This is a genomic window from Mesorhizobium sp. M0478, assembly GCF_040321305.1.
In the GTDB taxonomy this organism is placed as follows: Bacteria; Pseudomonadota; Alphaproteobacteria; order Rhizobiales; family Rhizobiaceae; genus Mesorhizobium.
Genome location: NZ_JAMYRH010000023.1, coordinates 1 through 14,565, shown reverse-complemented (window position 1 = coordinate 14,565; position 14,565 = coordinate 1). Strand labels below are relative to the sequence as shown.

Annotated in this window: 16 protein-coding genes and 2 pseudogenes; 13 read left to right on the top strand and 5 right to left on the bottom strand. The window is 59.7% G+C overall.

From position 1 onward, the window contains the following. Positions 1 to 124 precede the first annotated feature (124 nt). Positions 125 to 586, bottom strand: coding sequence for a Ros/MucR family transcriptional regulator (locus NKI64_RS31015; protein ID WP_352671917.1), 462 nt, complete (start codon positions 584 to 586; stop codon positions 125 to 127). A gap of 269 nt (positions 587 to 855) precedes the next feature. On the opposite strand from NKI64_RS31015, the gene NKI64_RS31010 reads away from it, so the two are divergent. From NKI64_RS31010 to NKI64_RS30985, 6 genes and pseudogenes are all read left to right on the top strand, one after another. Next, positions 856 to 1,605, top strand: a complete 750-nt coding sequence (locus tag NKI64_RS31010; protein ID WP_023686036.1) for a Crp/Fnr family transcriptional regulator — start codon at positions 856 to 858, stop codon at positions 1,603 to 1,605. Positions 1,606 to 2,750: 1,145 nt separating this feature from the next. Next, positions 2,751 to 3,167 carry a non-homologous end-joining DNA ligase LigD gene (ligD, locus tag NKI64_RS31005; RefSeq protein WP_155927363.1) on the top strand — a complete coding sequence of 139 codons (417 nt, stop codon included), beginning with the start codon at positions 2,751 to 2,753 and terminating at the stop codon, positions 3,165 to 3,167. Next, positions 3,143 to 3,786 (top strand): annotated as a pseudogene (ligD, locus tag NKI64_RS31000) (non-homologous end-joining DNA ligase LigD). Before ligD (NKI64_RS31005) ends, ligD (NKI64_RS31000) begins: the two are co-directional and overlap by 25 nt. Before the next feature lie 145 nt (positions 3,787 to 3,931). Next, positions 3,932 to 4,900, top strand: coding sequence for an ArdC family protein (locus NKI64_RS30995; RefSeq protein ID WP_023829564.1), 969 nt, complete (start codon positions 3,932 to 3,934; stop codon positions 4,898 to 4,900). Between the two features lie 69 nt (positions 4,901 to 4,969). Further along, positions 4,970 to 5,290 carry a DUF2958 domain-containing protein gene (locus NKI64_RS32255; RefSeq protein WP_460221719.1) on the top strand — a complete coding sequence of 107 codons (321 nt, stop codon included), beginning with the start codon at positions 4,970 to 4,972 and terminating at the stop codon, positions 5,288 to 5,290. Between the two features lie 75 nt (positions 5,291 to 5,365). Then, positions 5,366 to 6,037, top strand: a pseudogene (locus NKI64_RS30985) (ParB/RepB/Spo0J family partition protein); the annotation flags it as partial. A 649-nt stretch (positions 6,038 to 6,686) separates the two neighbouring features. Here NKI64_RS30985 and NKI64_RS30980 read toward each other — a convergent pair. The 3 genes from NKI64_RS30980 to NKI64_RS30970 form a co-directional block, all read right to left on the bottom strand. Beyond that, complete coding sequence (locus NKI64_RS30980; protein WP_245261925.1) at positions 6,687 to 6,875, bottom strand: hypothetical protein; 189 nt, start codon at positions 6,873 to 6,875, stop codon at positions 6,687 to 6,689. Next, a complete protein-coding gene (locus tag NKI64_RS30975; protein ID WP_023690459.1) occupies positions 6,865 to 7,089 on the bottom strand; it encodes a hypothetical protein in 225 nt (74 codons plus the stop codon). Before NKI64_RS30975 ends, NKI64_RS30980 begins: the two co-directional genes overlap by 11 nt. A 585-nt stretch (positions 7,090 to 7,674) precedes the next feature. Further along, a complete protein-coding gene (locus NKI64_RS30970; protein ID WP_352671943.1) occupies positions 7,675 to 8,142 on the bottom strand; it encodes a class I SAM-dependent methyltransferase in 468 nt (155 codons plus the stop codon). Here NKI64_RS30970 and NKI64_RS30965 point away from each other — a divergent pair. From NKI64_RS30965 to NKI64_RS30945, 5 genes are all read left to right on the top strand, one after another. Further along, positions 8,141 to 8,479: a hypothetical protein gene (locus tag NKI64_RS30965; RefSeq protein WP_352671913.1), complete on the top strand. Its 339-nt coding sequence runs from the start codon at positions 8,141 to 8,143 to the stop codon at positions 8,477 to 8,479. The two genes, NKI64_RS30970 and NKI64_RS30965, sit on opposite strands and share 2 nt — an antisense overlap. A gap of 4 nt (positions 8,480 to 8,483) precedes the next feature. Next, a complete protein-coding gene (locus NKI64_RS30960; protein ID WP_031204579.1) occupies positions 8,484 to 8,924 on the top strand; it encodes a TadE/TadG family type IV pilus assembly protein in 441 nt (146 codons plus the stop codon). Further along, positions 8,914 to 9,324 carry a TadE/TadG family type IV pilus assembly protein gene (locus NKI64_RS30955; protein WP_352671911.1) on the top strand — a complete coding sequence of 137 codons (411 nt, stop codon included), beginning with the start codon at positions 8,914 to 8,916 and terminating at the stop codon, positions 9,322 to 9,324. Before NKI64_RS30960 ends, NKI64_RS30955 begins: the two co-directional genes overlap by 11 nt. A gap of 1,424 nt (positions 9,325 to 10,748) precedes the next feature. Then, positions 10,749 to 10,994 (top strand): hypothetical protein, encoded by a 246-nt coding sequence (locus tag NKI64_RS30950; protein ID WP_023816434.1) that lies wholly within the window; start codon positions 10,749 to 10,751, stop codon positions 10,992 to 10,994. 703 nt (positions 10,995 to 11,697) lie between these two features. Beyond that, complete coding sequence (locus tag NKI64_RS30945) at positions 11,698 to 12,066, top strand: VanZ family protein (protein WP_245261975.1); 369 nt, start codon at positions 11,698 to 11,700, stop codon at positions 12,064 to 12,066. Between the two features lie 647 nt (positions 12,067 to 12,713). Here NKI64_RS30945 and NKI64_RS30940 read toward each other — a convergent pair. After that, positions 12,714 to 12,986 carry a hypothetical protein gene (locus NKI64_RS30940; protein WP_023673958.1) on the bottom strand — a complete coding sequence of 91 codons (273 nt, stop codon included), beginning with the start codon at positions 12,984 to 12,986 and terminating at the stop codon, positions 12,714 to 12,716. 320 nt (positions 12,987 to 13,306) lie between these two features. Between NKI64_RS30940 and NKI64_RS30935 the strand changes: the two genes are divergently transcribed. Then, a complete protein-coding gene (locus NKI64_RS30935) occupies positions 13,307 to 13,477 on the top strand; it encodes a DUF1515 family protein (protein ID WP_023673960.1) in 171 nt (56 codons plus the stop codon). Between the two features lie 466 nt (positions 13,478 to 13,943). After that, a partial coding sequence (locus NKI64_RS30930) for a Crp/Fnr family transcriptional regulator (protein ID WP_352671908.1) occupies positions 13,944 to 14,565 on the top strand: 622 nt, incomplete at its 3' end.

Sequence of the window (14,565 nt, the reverse complement as noted above, 5' to 3'; positions counted from 1 at the left end):
GGCCACAAATGGCCGGCGCCATGGGTTGGGGAACCTGGGTGGGCACCGGCCAAGAGCGGACAGGTCCGCCGCGATGCATACATCGCCGATTGGTGCCGCGGTGGTAATGGTGTGATCGCGGAAGCTACGCTTTAGCCTTAGCCGTCGGCCTTGCCTTGCCCGTTGCAGTTGCCGTGGGCTGCGGTGCCTTCCTACCCAGACCGATCGACTTCGCCATGGCAGACCGTGAGGCCGCATAGTTGGGAGCGACCATCGGATAAGTGGATGGCAAGTTCCACTTCGTTCGATACGCGTCAGGAGTGAGACCGAAATCCACGCGCAGATGTCGCCGAAGGGTTTTGAACCGCTTACCATCTTCAAGACAGATGATGTAATCGGGAAATACTGACCTTTTTGGATTTACCGCAGGCACTGGTTCTTCGGTCGCGGCAGCCACGCGATGGCCAATCCCAGACAGCGACCCGTGCACTGAGGCTATCAGGTCCGCCAAGCCCGCGACCGGCACGGGATTGTTGCTGACGTACGCGGATACCACATCCGCCGTGAGGTCTACCAGTTCAGCGGCGTGGTCGGGGGCGTCGGTCATGGTGTGAGTCCTCGAATTTGAGAACGATCTATTATAGCTGCTGCCGCAGCTGCGCAACTCGAGGCCCGATGATGGGCCGCTTCCCTCGTAAGCACCAATCCTGTTGAGCCTGTGTTTGCCGATGGGGAAAGGACCATCGGAAGCAGTGCCAGACTTATCACAGGTTAAGTCGGTCCGGTGTTTATGATATAAGGTCGGGCATCATTCGCGTTCTGCTGGCCGCGGGTGACTGAGAGACCATAGCGCTCCCGCCCAAACGGAGAGCCGACATGCTTTATCAAAGCCCCTTAACCGCCAAGTTCCATCGTGCCTTCACCCTCACGTCAGGTGAGCGTCAAGCTCTCGACGCGGTAAGAATAAGGATCGTTGCGATTGGCGCAAACCAGAACTTGGTCCGGGAAGGCGACCAGCCGTCCCGGTGCATAATGGTCCTGGCTGGCTTAGCCAGCACCTCGAAGGTAACAGGAGACGGGAAGCGTCAGGTCACTGCTTATCATGTGCCTGGCGACATGCCCGATCTGTTGAGCCTGCACCTCGATCTGTTGGATAGCGACGTTCGAACGGTGAGCGCTTGCAGTGTTGGCTTCATAGATCACTCGGCTATCCGGCTGCTCTGCGAACGCCACCCCAGGCTGGCGGCAAATCTTTGGCGAACGACACTGGTTGATGCATCGATTTTTCGCGAATGGGTGGTCAATGTCGGGAAGCGCCAAGCGCTTGGCCGAGTGGCCCACCTTCTCTGTGAAATCATGCTACGTATGGAAGATGCCGGACTTGCGTCCGATCAAACCTGCGCTTTTGGTGTGACTCAAGCTGACCTTGGCGAGGCGACAGGGCTGTCGGCAGTCCACATCAACCGCACGCTCAAGTCTCTTCGGGAGAAGCACCTTACATCACTTGTGAATGGCCAATTGACCATCCATGATTGGGAAGGACTGGCCTTTCTTGCTGAGTTCCGGCACGATTACCTGCACTCAGCAAGGAACAATAAAACGGCCGAGTTCATGTCAATGCACTGATTGCTCCAGGGAAAAATCGCCAGAAATGCGGATTGGCTCCAAGGGTAGCCGGACCACTTGTTGGCCTTCGCTGGCCATCAGCGGTGCGATCGCCCCCCAACATGGTCAATGCTTTGATGGCGCGTCGAAGCGTTAGCGCAAGGGGTTCACTTGCGCGCAGAGTGCATTCGGATGCTTACCGGCCCACATGGGCGTTGACTGTCCGTATGGCCGTCTGCGTAGCACCATCCATCCCCTCAACGTGATACTTCGGCACTACAGGGTTTCCACCTCTCTTCATGGCTTTCGATTGGCCGCGCGATCGAAATTTGTGGGCTCAGCCGCATCAATTCGAGCCCCGCTATTGGCTAGCGACTGTGGAAGAGGTTCCTGGGGCACACCATGCCGGCGCCCAAGGGAATAAATCTCGGCGACGCAATGGGTCAAGCCCGGGGCTCATGCGTCGCTGCAGATTTCGGGAGGACGGCGGATATTCGCTTTTCTCCGACCGAAAGCGTGCCAAGGGACGTCGCCAGCTAAACAGCAACCGGCGTTGACGCTTGAGAGCGCCTGGCAGCGTTCACGGTGGCCTGTATGGGCGCTCGACATTTCGCGAGTGGCATGTGTTGCGAGCTTGTTGCAGATCATGTTCGCACCATGCAACGGCAAAACGCCTCATCGAGCGCAATGGAAAAGCCGCATTGTCAGTTCCGGCGAGCGAGCGCTTTTCTGCACGAGTTGTGACAGGGGAGGGCCTGTCAGGCTTGGAATTCACAAGCTGCAACGCAATTGAGGAAGAAGCCGAAAGGGTGCAAGACCAGATCGATTTCTTGCAGCCAAACTCGGCTCTGGTGTGGTTCAATCCTGTTTGCATCATCGCGGATCAGCGGTCGGACTGTCGAGAACTGAACTGCGCGATCTCAGCCGGTGGGCTTCGAACCAAAACATGCGGACCACCGCGGACGGGGACAGTCGGTCCCGCGTCCCGTCCTGCGGCCGGCGCTATGCTGACGCTCCTACGGCTGTCCTGTTCACCGCCCGCGGCGTGGGGCGAATTTCCTCCGTCCTGCGCGTGACAATTGTCCGCTGTTGCGGCCGCGCGCAGGACTGCGGCTTATGCGCCGTTCTTCCTTGAGCGCCGACGGTCGCCGGCGCGGTGCTTGGGCATGGAACCGAATCCCAGGCAGCGTATTGACATGTATCCGAGTTCCTCATGTCCGAGTAGACGGCACTCTCAACAAAAGGCGCAAACGGCCCAGAGACTCGGCCAATCTCGATCCGGCAACGAGATCGCCGCTGCTGTCGGCGTCAAGCTGACGCATCCGGACAAGGTCATGTATCCAGGCACCAAGGTGACCAAATCCACGCTCGCCGCCTACTACGCAGTGGTCGCCGAGAAGATGCTGCCGCACATTCAGGATCGGCCGCTGTCGCTGGTGCGCGATACTCACGGCGACCTGCAGCAGACCTTCTTTCAGAAGCACAACCTGCCAGGCGTGCCCAGGGCCATCCATGATGGCCACTTGGAGAAGGTGTCCGGTAAGGAAAGCCGCATCTCGTGGTCGATGACTTGGCTGGGCTGATCGCGGGCGTCCAGACGAACGTGCTCGAATTCCACATCTGGGGAAGCCGTCGCCAGCAGCCGGATCTGCCGCACCGCATGATCTTCGACATCGACCCCGACAGGGCTTGGGCTTTGCTGCCGTCAAGCAGGCAGCCCTCGACATTCGGAGCATTCTGGAAGCGCTTGGAATGCAGTCGTGGCCGTTGCTGTCCGGCGGCAAGGGCGTTCATGTGGTCGTCCTGCTCCTCCCGGAGGCAGACTGGGACGAGGTCAAGAGCTTCTGCCAGGACTTCGCCGAACTGCTGGCCCGTACAGATCCGTCGCGCTTCGTCGCCAATATGAGCAAGGCGAAGCGCAAGGGCCGAATGTTTCTCGATTACCTGCGCAACGGCCAGGGCTCCACTGCAATCTGCCCCTGGTCGACTCGGGCACGCGCGGGGGCGTCGTGCGCGGTGCCTGTCAGCTGGGATGAGTTGCCCACCTGCGAAAAACGCCAACGGCTTCGATGTCTTCGCCGCCGCCGCGCGGGCTCAGTTGCGCGAAGCCTGGGAAGGTTATTTCGACGTCGCACAAACGCTTACCGACCGCATTCGGCACGCAGTCCGGCAGCAATAACCATAGGTCAGCGACACTACTGATTGGCGCGGACCGCCTTTGCCCCAAGTCCGGGAGCGTCCCCCTTCGAGGCCTGGGCTAGCCTCTAGAGCGAGAGTACGGACCGGTTTGCCGTGACGGGTTGAGAGCTGGAGGAGAGGCCTCCGGCGCCCGTCGCGGAGAAACCCGATGTCCAGACATTACGCTCGCGCCGGCGCCGACCGGGCAAGCCTCTATGATGACATCACCAACAAGATCATCGCCGAGCTGGAGGCTGGGCGCTTTCCCTGGGTGCCCTGGGGCACGGCGGCGGCGCAAGCACCCCTCGCCATGCCGGCCAATGCCGCCTCTGGCCGTGCCTATTCGGGGATCAACGTGCTGATCCTGTGGGGTGCGGTCGTCGAGCATGGCTTTCCCGTCCAGGGCTGGCTGACTTTCCGCCAGGCGCTATCGCTGGGCGGCCATGTCCGCAAGGGCGAACACGGGACCACCGTCGTCTATTCTGACCGCTTCATCCCTGACGACGAGAAGAAACGCGCGCGGGAGACCGGCGAGGCAGCACGGGCCATACAGTTTCTGAAGCGCTTCACCGTCTTCAACGTCGCGCAATGCGAAAATCTGCCCGACGATCTGGCGGTGTTTCCGCCCGCACCAGAGCCCGGACTGATCGAACCGGCCGTCGAGGCACTGATCAAGGCGACAGGGATCGATTTCCGCATCGGCGGCAATAGCGCCTATTATGTGCCGGCGCACGACTACGTGCAGGTGCCGCCTCCGCAGGCGTATTTCGAGACCATTGACTGGCACCGCACCGCCCTGCACGAGCTTGGCCATGCGACCGGCCATCCCTCCCGCGTCGGCCGTGACCTCGGCGGCGCCTTCGGCACAAAGCGATATGCTTTCGAGGAACTGGTCGCCGAAATGAACGCAGCCTTCTGCTGCGCCTCGCGAGGTATTGCGCCGACCGTGCGCCACGCCGATTACCTGGCCTCCTGGCTCGACGTCCTGCGCGAAGACAACCGAGCCATCGTGCGTGCCGCCTCCCAAGCCAGCAAGGCAGCCGACTGGTTGCTCGCCTTCCTTCCGCAACCCGACAACGGAACCAGGGCAGGGCCCGCCAGCGTCGATGAGGTCGAAATCGAGAAGAGGGCGGCATGATCGCTCTCACCGAGGAACTGCGCGTGCCTGCTCGCCAATAGCCGCGATCGCGACGCCGAACACGTACGGGTGGTGAAGCTCTTCAAATCAACTCGGCGAAGGAATTGGCTCGCAACCGCGCTCGAGATGACGTCGATCCGGCTGCCTTTCGGCATCGGCATCGAGCGGGACATGCTCTTTGGCACCGACCTGCCGATTTCCGTCTGGGCAGAGGCGGTCCGCCGGGGCGGAAACCTTCGCGACGCCGAACGCAACTCGACCATGCCGGCCAATCTGGCCGAGACGGCGAGTGAGATCTCAGCTTGTAATCCGCAAGCCGCAGATGCGCAGTCGTGTCTGCGGCCCTGTCCCCACCTCTGGATCTTCGGTGCGGCTCAGTCCTCAGAGTGAGAGGGCTGCGCCCGTCTTTTTTGACGGGTTTGGAGGACGAGAGAGTTTCGGCCGCCCGTCGCGGAGATAGTCCACATGGCTACGCCCAAGCAGAAGATCACCCTCAACGCTTCACGTGACATCCCCTTCAACAAGCTGATGCTGAGCCAGTCCAATGTCCGGCGCATCAAGCGCGGGGAAACCATAGAGGACCTCGCCGCGTCGATCGCTCGGCGCGGCCTGCTCCAGAGCCTCAACGTCCGGCCAGTGTTGGACGGCGAGGGCAACGAGACCGGCATGTTTGAGGTGCCGGCTGGCGGGCGCCGCTATCGCGCGCTGGAACTGCTGGTCAAGCAGAAGCGCATGAGCAAGACCGAGCCAGTTCCCTGCGTCATAAGCGACGCCCACAGCGCGGTCCCGATCGAGGAGGACTCGCTGGCCGAGAATTTTCAGCGCGAAGATTTACATCCGCTCGACATGTTTCGCGCCTTCCAGACACTTCATGACCAGGGCGCGAGCCATGAGGAGATTGCCGCACGCTTCTTCGTCTCCGCAACATTCGTGCAGCAGCGCCTCAGGCTGGCCAGGGTTTCGGCCAAGCTGCAGGAGATTTACGAGCAGGATGGCATGAAGCTCGAGCAGCTCATGGCGTTCACCGTGACCGACGATCACGCCCGTCAGGAGCAGGTCTGGGAGGCGCTCGAAAACTCCTGGTCGAAGGAGCCGCAGCAGATCCGGCGCCTGCTGACGGTGAGGGCGCTCGTGGCGATAGGATTGGGCATCAGCTTTCTTCCAGGCTATCTCGCCCATCAGCTCGATCTGGTGCGGGTACTCCCCGAACTGCGTTCACCGTTTACCGGCCTATTCTTTGCTTATCCGGCACAGAAGTGGGCGCAACGACACCGGTCGCACCTGGTGCAGATGTTCGACAGCTCCGTGGTGCGCGGTCATGTCTCGGCGGTAGGGGCAAAAGGGCCTAGGCGATAAGATAGGTATTGCCCTGCGGAATCGGGTGGGATTCTAACTGCGATCACACACGAATTGCTTGCAGACGACGGTTGGGCCGAGACGATTGAGCTTCTCGGCGGCGAAGATTTGCTTACGCGGAGCGCCCGCGAGACGAAGGCGTTCCTGCGTCCGCAGGGCGTTCAATCGGCGCCCGATTTGTTGCGCCTGACGCGCGGCGGCTTCTCGACCAAAATCCATCTGAAGACACCTAACGCGTTCATTGGACAGCGACCCATTACTTGGCCCGCCGGCTCATGTTGGCGGGCTTTTTTGCGTCAGTCGGGAACAACCTCGCTCTGAGGCTGTTCGGTCACACCCGGCTCGTTCTTCAGCGATTCCTGCCGGTGACCAAGATGTCCTCTCCACTCGTCATGGTCGGCCCGCGCAGCCTCGGAAGCAGGCGCGGGCCTCATTCGCCGTCATTGCTGTGTGCTCGGTGCGCAACCGCTTCTTTGAATGCGCGTGCTGCTGCATCGCAAGCGACACGTGAGGAGCCGTTCACGGACAGGATGATTTCGGCTGCCTTCACGGTCAAACCGTGTTTTTCGGCGAACTCTGCGGCTGTGTATGCGAGTTTTGTTTTTTCGCTACTCCGCATTTCTGACTCCATAGATCTCTTGCGCCTCGTGCAAGCTCTGTCGGGCCTGTTGCAGTGATCGATGCAAGTTCGCCAGCAATTCGTCGGCGTCGGCCGTCGGACTGCCTTCGTGATCCAGTAAGCCGACGATAATATCCTGCTTGGAAACGATGCTCTCGTTGTGAACGAGTTGGCCCATAAAATATATGAGCCGGCTCTGTGCCGGTGTGGGCATGGGCCTTCTCCCTGGTCGGGCGAAAGCCTGATGATCGCTCCCAAGCGCCTCGTGCCTGTTTGTTTTTGATTTTTCGAGGCGACCGCAGCAGTGTGCGCTCGTTAGCAGGCCATGGCAACCGGCCAGGCAATTGCAGCATCCACGCTGCGCACGCCGCCCTGACCGCGCGTGCCGGCCCCTGGCGTCGCTCGGCCGCTACTTCAGTGTTTCCGGTTGACAATCGTGGTCGGCGCACCGCATTTTCGCATTGAGGGACAAACGTGGGGAACCCTGCATGAAGAAGCCTTATCAGAAGCCGGAACTAAAGAAGCGCGAGAAGCTCTCGGCCGTAACGGCTGTGTGCACGCCATCAACCTGCACCGATGAGTGAGAACCTTTAGGCCCAAGGCGCTTTGCCGAAATTCGCTAGAGAGGGACTGCAGTGAAGAAAGAATACAGCAAGCCAGTACTGACCAAACGTGGGCGTCTCAGCGCAGTGACGGCGCAATTGGCACCCAGTGTTGAACCCAGAGGAGCCTAGGCAAACCCCTGCAACAAAGCCAGTTGGCTTCGGCGGCGGGCTTTTCCGCTTCCAGGCGCCGAAACTTATCTTCGCGTGCCTGTCACAACGAGCCATGCGGTTTCCGTGCTCGGTCTCCGCACTTCAGGATCGCTGAACCCTGCGTCTCGCAAGGCAGCAATCACCTCATCCGGCTCGCGAGCTGTGAAAATGTCGGCCGGCATGTTCATCCGGTCCATATGCGCCTTCGGGAGGAAGCCAAGCACGACGCGACCGCCTGGTTTAAGGACGCGAGCGAGCTCTGCGGATCCAGCTCTAAGGCTTTGCCAGAAGTACACTGTGTGGACGCTGAGAGCCTTGTCGAATGTGCTATCCGGCAAGGGCAAGTCCTCGACTAGCCCGACTCGGAACTCGGCTCGTCCGGCGCGCACTGCATCGGCGAACCGGTGGGAGGCAGCGTTCACGACATCCTGCGAGCGATCAACACCGCAAACGAATGCTGCCCCGCGCAGAAGTTGCGGCAGTAAAACTGCGCCGCCGAAACCGACCTCCATGGCAGGCAGCAACACTGTCAGCATGAACGGCAACGCCAAGGTGACGCTGAGCGCGCCTACCTCCGGAGCCTATTCCGGCGTGCTGTTCTACGGCGACAGGACCGGGACTGCGGCGCAGAGCACCTTCAATGGCACAGCGGACTCGCTTTTGACCGGCGCCATCTATTTTCCCAGGCAGCAGGTCAACTATCTTGGCAACTTCTCGGGGAACGGTGGCTGCACTCAGGTCGTCGCCGACACCATCCAGTGGTCAGGCAGTACGACGATCAAGCAGAACTGCACCAGTCTAGGGATGGAAGACATTCCGGCGACGCAGTCCGTTCAGCTCGTCGAGTAGCCGGATGGGTGGGCGGACCTTGCGCATTGTCCGGGACAAATCCGGGATAGCTGCCGTGGAGTTTTCCATGTTGCTGCCGGTCTTGTGCCTCGTTTGCCTCGGCATCGCCGACGGCTGGTCCTACGTGACGAGTTACCTGCAGATGCGCGCGGGCGTTAAAACCGCGGCCAATCTCGTAATGGCCGGCGCGTCCAATGACACGGGAACGCAGGCGGTCGCGCTTTCGAGCTGGAACGACAAGCCCGAGGACGCCGCCGTCGTGCTGATCCGCTCCTATTTGTGCGGCGCCACGGTCGTGGATGAGACCACCATCTGCGGCGGAACAAAGCTGCCGACTGTCTTCGTCCAGATAACGGCCACGGGCACCTGGGTGCCCCCGTTCAACTTCGGTGTTTTCCCGGACCCGCGCGCGATCAGCCATCAGGAGGTGATCCGTGTCCGCTGAAAGGATCGGATCCAGGTGGCGCCGTGACTGCTCCGGCGCAGCCGGGCTGGAATTCGCCTTGATCGCGCCTTTCCTGGTGATGCTTTTGTTCGGAATCTTCGCCTTCGGCTGGGCCATGAATGCCGTGTCGACCGTCCGCTATACACTGGAAACCTCTTCTCGGGCGCTGCAGCTGAACAACACGCTTTCGCAGAGCGACATCCAGGCCATCGCCACGCAGAAATTGGTGAACCTGGGTCTGCAGAACGTCATTGTGACGATCGCGATCGACCCTGCCAGCGGCGGCTTCAAGATGGCGCATCTGACCGCGAGCTATGCCTTCGTCATCGCTTTCCCGTATTTCGACCAGCATCCGATAAATTACGCCACGACCGTCACGGTGCCTCTGGTTGCTAGCTAGGCGTACGACCGGCTTTCGTTGAGTTGGCGGCCCTGTATTCAGCTTCCCAAGGCAATGCGTCGAAGTCGGGCTTGTGCCCCGCTTCACGGTAGGCGGCCTGAGTGAGGAAACCTGCTTTGTCCCGCTCCACAACGCAAACAAATGGCGGAGTGCCCGGGCACCTATAAACGCCTACAGCTTTTTCCATGCAACAGGTGTGCTACGGGTGCTCGGAGATGTCGTCCTTCATTACGATGACAGAACAAGAGCGAGGACAGCAGCGGCCCGGCATCACTGAAAGGGTGCGGGTTGGTAAAATTCGTACAACTCTTTTCATTGCGGAGAGAGTTTCGGCGAGCTTATTAATGTGTCGTTTGCCATTGCCTTTTCTGGGAGGCTGCGATGGTTGCAACGCCCATAGATATCGCTCGAGCGGCCACTACGGCCACCTTGCTGATGCGCCAGAAGTCCATGGCGGAACCCGCCACATTTCGCCGGGACATGGATCGATCGCGCAGGGCCATCCGAGCCTCACGCGAGCTTCTGAAGCGCCTTGGTCAACGTCGTCGCGACGTGGCGCTAGGCTGGGAAGATGCCGACCCGTCTACTGTTGCCGTCTCCGCCTTTCAAGCCGACGTTCTCCGATGTGCATTCCGAGCCCTAGTAGGGGAAACGGGTACGCCTGAGTGTCAATGGCGCGATTTAGCCAAGGCCCTGGTGCGCGATTTCACTGGGTGCGAGCTGATCGAAACTGGCTTGGTGGATTGGATCGTCAGCAAGTAGCCGCTGCCCGCCAGCGGCCCAGCAGCGGTCTGCGGGGACTTTGCAGCGGACGCGCTGGGCCTGACCGGTGGGGCGGTGTGGTATCCGCCGGCTGGCGAACATATGCGCCTCCTGCCAACGCCAGCGAAACATCCAAACGAACGAGGCGATCTAACCGCGATCTCGCCATCCAAGGCCAACACATAGGCCGATAGCAAAGGCCTATAATCGCTGAGAGAACGAAAATGGCCGACGCCATGGTTGGGGAACCCGGGTGGGTAGGCGCCGGCCACAAGCGGAACAAGCCCGCCGCGCCACACACATGGCTGATTTGTCATCACGTGGTTATGGTGTTCGCGCAGGGCTGCACCAGCGGAACTTAGTAAACGCCGCTTGGTAAGCGATCCTCGACGCGATCGTTCATCGCCACGACGACTTGGGAAACTTGACGGCTGCAGCCTTCTGCCATGTCAAGCTCAAGTCGTTAACAGCGGCCGCCCGGTCATGAGCAGGCATGCGCCCATCCTAGCATATCGCGCTGCCGGTATCGCAAGGCGCCGGCAGCAAGGGGAGGCGACCAGAGCCGATGTGAAGGGACTAGGCAGCTAATATTCGCTTGCGCTAATTTAAAAGTGCCGTAACGTCATGCTCAGCCTTTTGCGGAGGCGCAACGGTGGGGAAGTATGATGAGAGTTGCTGCGTTTTGTGCGGCGATCGTGATCGCTGGGACTGGTGTCGCTGTTGCCAAGGAGAAGAAGGTGGTGGTGAATGACGCCACGGACCTTTGCTCTACGAAGCAGTCGGCCAAGAAGCAGGTGTTCGAGCTGGACTGCAGGCCGACCGGAACCGCCAAATTGCCGGCCGATGGAACGCCGGAAAAGCCGCGCCTCGGATACGACACCGATCCGTGGCTGGTTAAAGGCCTTTAGAGACTAGCCGCTGGCAATACAGCGCGGCTAAGGGGAATGTGCGCTGGCGGTGAAGCCTTCTTTGTTCTCTCATCGGTGGAACATTGTCGCCTGGAAACGCTTCGGACGGTGCACTGCCCCATCAGTGCAACGTTCCCTTCCTTGTTTGCACTGGCCGGCTGCCGAAAGGTGGCCGGCTTTTTTGTATATAACCGCGACCTGATGTTTGGGATTGTTGATGGACAGCCGCGAGTGGCCGCTGCTGGCCTAGCGTCTAGGATTGGAATATGTAGAGGCGAGATCACCAAGGCAGGGATGACCAGACTAAACAGCGGTTTCGTCTTTTAGCCGCGACGCCGGCGATAATTGAATTCAGAAGGGCGTCGGCCCGGCTGCACAGCTGGGCCAAGGCTGGAAAGAGTTCCGCTCCCGCCCAGCACGATACGCATCGCACCTGGGCGCAAGCGTTACCAATGGCTCGCCTATTCCGCCGCGCCTTTTCGGCAGGAAACCCTCGGCCTCATCACAATGGAGGGCGACATTCGCAGCGCCCTATGGAACCATCCAGAGTGACATAGGCTGTTTCATGGAACTTCCTGATAACATCAGGAGGCCTGTTAAGCATGCCAGTTGTTCGCGCTCGTAGCTCAGATGCAGGTTGGAGCTCTGCCTAGTGCGCCAGTATCGGAAGCGAGAACTAGGAACCGGGAGTGCTGCGGATAGATTGCCGCAGTCGAGCTTTTATCAGAGCATGGCAAGGGCTGCCTTTCTCTCCACGTTGGCGGTCGTCCTGTTGCTCGCGCTATTGCCAGACCACTTGCTGCACGCGTTGGCCTTTACGTCTCATCACGACAAGCTCAACCACGCCGCCGCGTTCGCCACCTTGTCGGCTTTGGGTAGCCTCGGCTGGCCCCAACAGGTGGTCCGGCTGGCGGTTCTACTTGCTTTTACGGGCGCAGCGATCGAAATCCTTCAAAGCGTCACAGGGCGTGACATGAGTGTCTTCGACTGGTTTGCCGACTGCGCCGGAATGGCATACGGGCTGAGAACCATGAGCTGGGTGAACGAGATTCTGGGCGAACCGGTTATTTGATCGCCACAGCTCCGCCTTACCGCCGCCGTCTTGGCCCACTTGCCAGCCTCACGCCCGCGGCCGCCTTCGAACCCTCGCTATTTTTAATTTCCGACGCAAAGGCCGATGGGTTTCAGGGCCGCTCACCATTTAGACTTAGGTCCGATTCTTTCCCGCAAATGGCCGAATCCGGAAACATTTCTCCTTCTACTTTGTTGCAGTGGCCGTGCCGCTGAGGAGAACATGCACAGTGCCTCTATCAAATGAACTGCGCGACGTACCTTTAGAATTCCAATGCCCCTCCTGTTCACGCCCTATGGTGAGAAGGGGATCCTGGCTGAAAACGATTGCCGGTTTCAAATGCGATAGTTGCAGGTCCAGAGTGCGGATCGGCTACGAAGAGAAGCTGGCCATATTCGACCGGCACCTTAAGCGAGGCGCGCCGGATCTGGGCCGACGACCAATGGAGTGCGATCCCGGCAACGGTTCCTGAGAGTGTGTCGGCAATTCAAGCTCCAACTGCTTGCGGTCTGCCGCAAGTCCAAGCTTTCATCTGGTCGCAGGGTCAGGCGGCTCTTTCGTCCGTACGGAACCGATGATCGCGAGAGGTTTCGATGCGATCGGAGCACCGAGCAGGTCTACACGTTTTTCGTAGCGACCACCAATCTCTAGCTGACCACTTCAACGCTTTGACGAGGTGCGAGCAACTTGATTTTCAATAGTCTTTTTCGGGCCAAGATGCGCGCCGCCTCTGCGATGCGGCCTCCGTAAGCATCGGCGACGAATGATAGCGTCGACAGGTCAATAATGAGGTCGTCGATCGCGCCCGCCAAGACACTGGACCCGCGCCCAAATTGATGCACCAGCGCCCGCACTTCCTTAAGTGCCGTCGAGGCTTCACCCGCATCCAGCAGCGCCTCGATGTCATCGAAAATCTGCATCCCGACCCTCCCGCTTGAAAACGATGGCAATTTCGCGCGAAAAGAAAGCGCCTGCCAAGGTGCTCGCGCACGAAGGCGGCTATTCAGACAACAAGAAAGCCCTGGTGGACCCACGATGAAGGGCGTCCATGGAGGGCGTTCAGCGAGACGCAACCGAGATCCGGCGCGACATTAAACGACAGCGATGCTTGAGCCGCGCTCTCTTACGAGCAATCCGAGCAGCGCCCAGCCGCCAGCCGATCGAAGATGTACGCCAAGACCGACAAGCTGGTGCAGCGTTTTGCCAAGGCTGAAGACGCGGTGAATCGCTCAGCGAAGACATGACCGGGGTGAAGGCGGCCACTGCCGAGGTGACCCGGTGGAAGTTGATGGGCCTCGGCGCATTCGGCTCACTGCATCGCAGCGGCGGCGCTCGCGTCGCTAGTTACGCCCTATTGGTCCTATCTGGCGCGTGCTGCGTGGCGGATCACGAGTTCTATCCGTGCTGCTAAGTCAGCAGAATTCCACACCACCTCCGGATAGGCCGTCTAGATCCGGTAACCGCACATTCTTGAGCACATTGTACGATTGTTACGCAAAGCAGCGGCCGCATCGACTCTCATCATCTTGGAACTACATTGCCACAATGGCACAGCTCTTTGAATCCGCCCCAGTGAGCGCTTCATTTCAGATGATCGTGGAAACCACTATGAGACAGCGGTTTCACTCCAGGAGCGCATTGTGACTCGCGCTCGACAAGTCGGCTTGTCAACGAAAAGCGATGACGAATTCCTGGAGTATCTGAATGCCGTCTTAGCGCGGGCGCGCTAAAGCTTGGCTCGCGCTGATCAACGCAGTTGTTAATAAATGGGACATCCGCGGTCCGCAGGCATACAGTGTGCTATCGACGGCAACTCTAAGGGCGTCCGTCGGCTGTGAGCGATCAACATGCTTCCGCCCCAATAGGGAGAGGGAGCTATGACAGACTCCAGTTCACGAACTCACACTGCCGCGCAATGCGACACCCGCCAAAATTCCATCTATCGCAATTCGCTGCTGCTTCGAATGTGCTCGGCAGATTTGGCCTTGCTGCAACCTCATTTGGAAAGCGTCTCCCTTGGACTGAAGACGCATCTCGAAGTGGCGGGGTCTCCAATCAGAACCGTGTACTTCTTCGAGAGCGGTCTCGGGTCAGTGGTGGGCGAACTGCGGCCTGGTATTGAAGCTGAGATCGGAATCATAGGTTGTGAGGGTATGACCGGCTCAGCGCTTATCATGGGCGATGACCGGTCAACGCACGATTGTTACGTCCAATTAGAGGCCCGAGCCTTTGTTATCGACGCGGGCCTCTTCACCAAGGCGCTTTTGACAAGCCCAACCCTGCGAAGTTTTCTGCTCCGCTACGTTCACTACTTTCACCTCCAGGCAAGCTTCACCGCGCTCAGCAATGCCCGGATGAACATCGTCGACAGGCTCTCAAGATGGCTGGTGATGTGCGATGATCGCGTCGACGGGAACAGCTTTGCGATTACGCACGAGTTCTTGTCAGTTATGCTCGGTGTCAGGCGGCCCGGCGTCACCATAGCGCTGCAAACCTTGG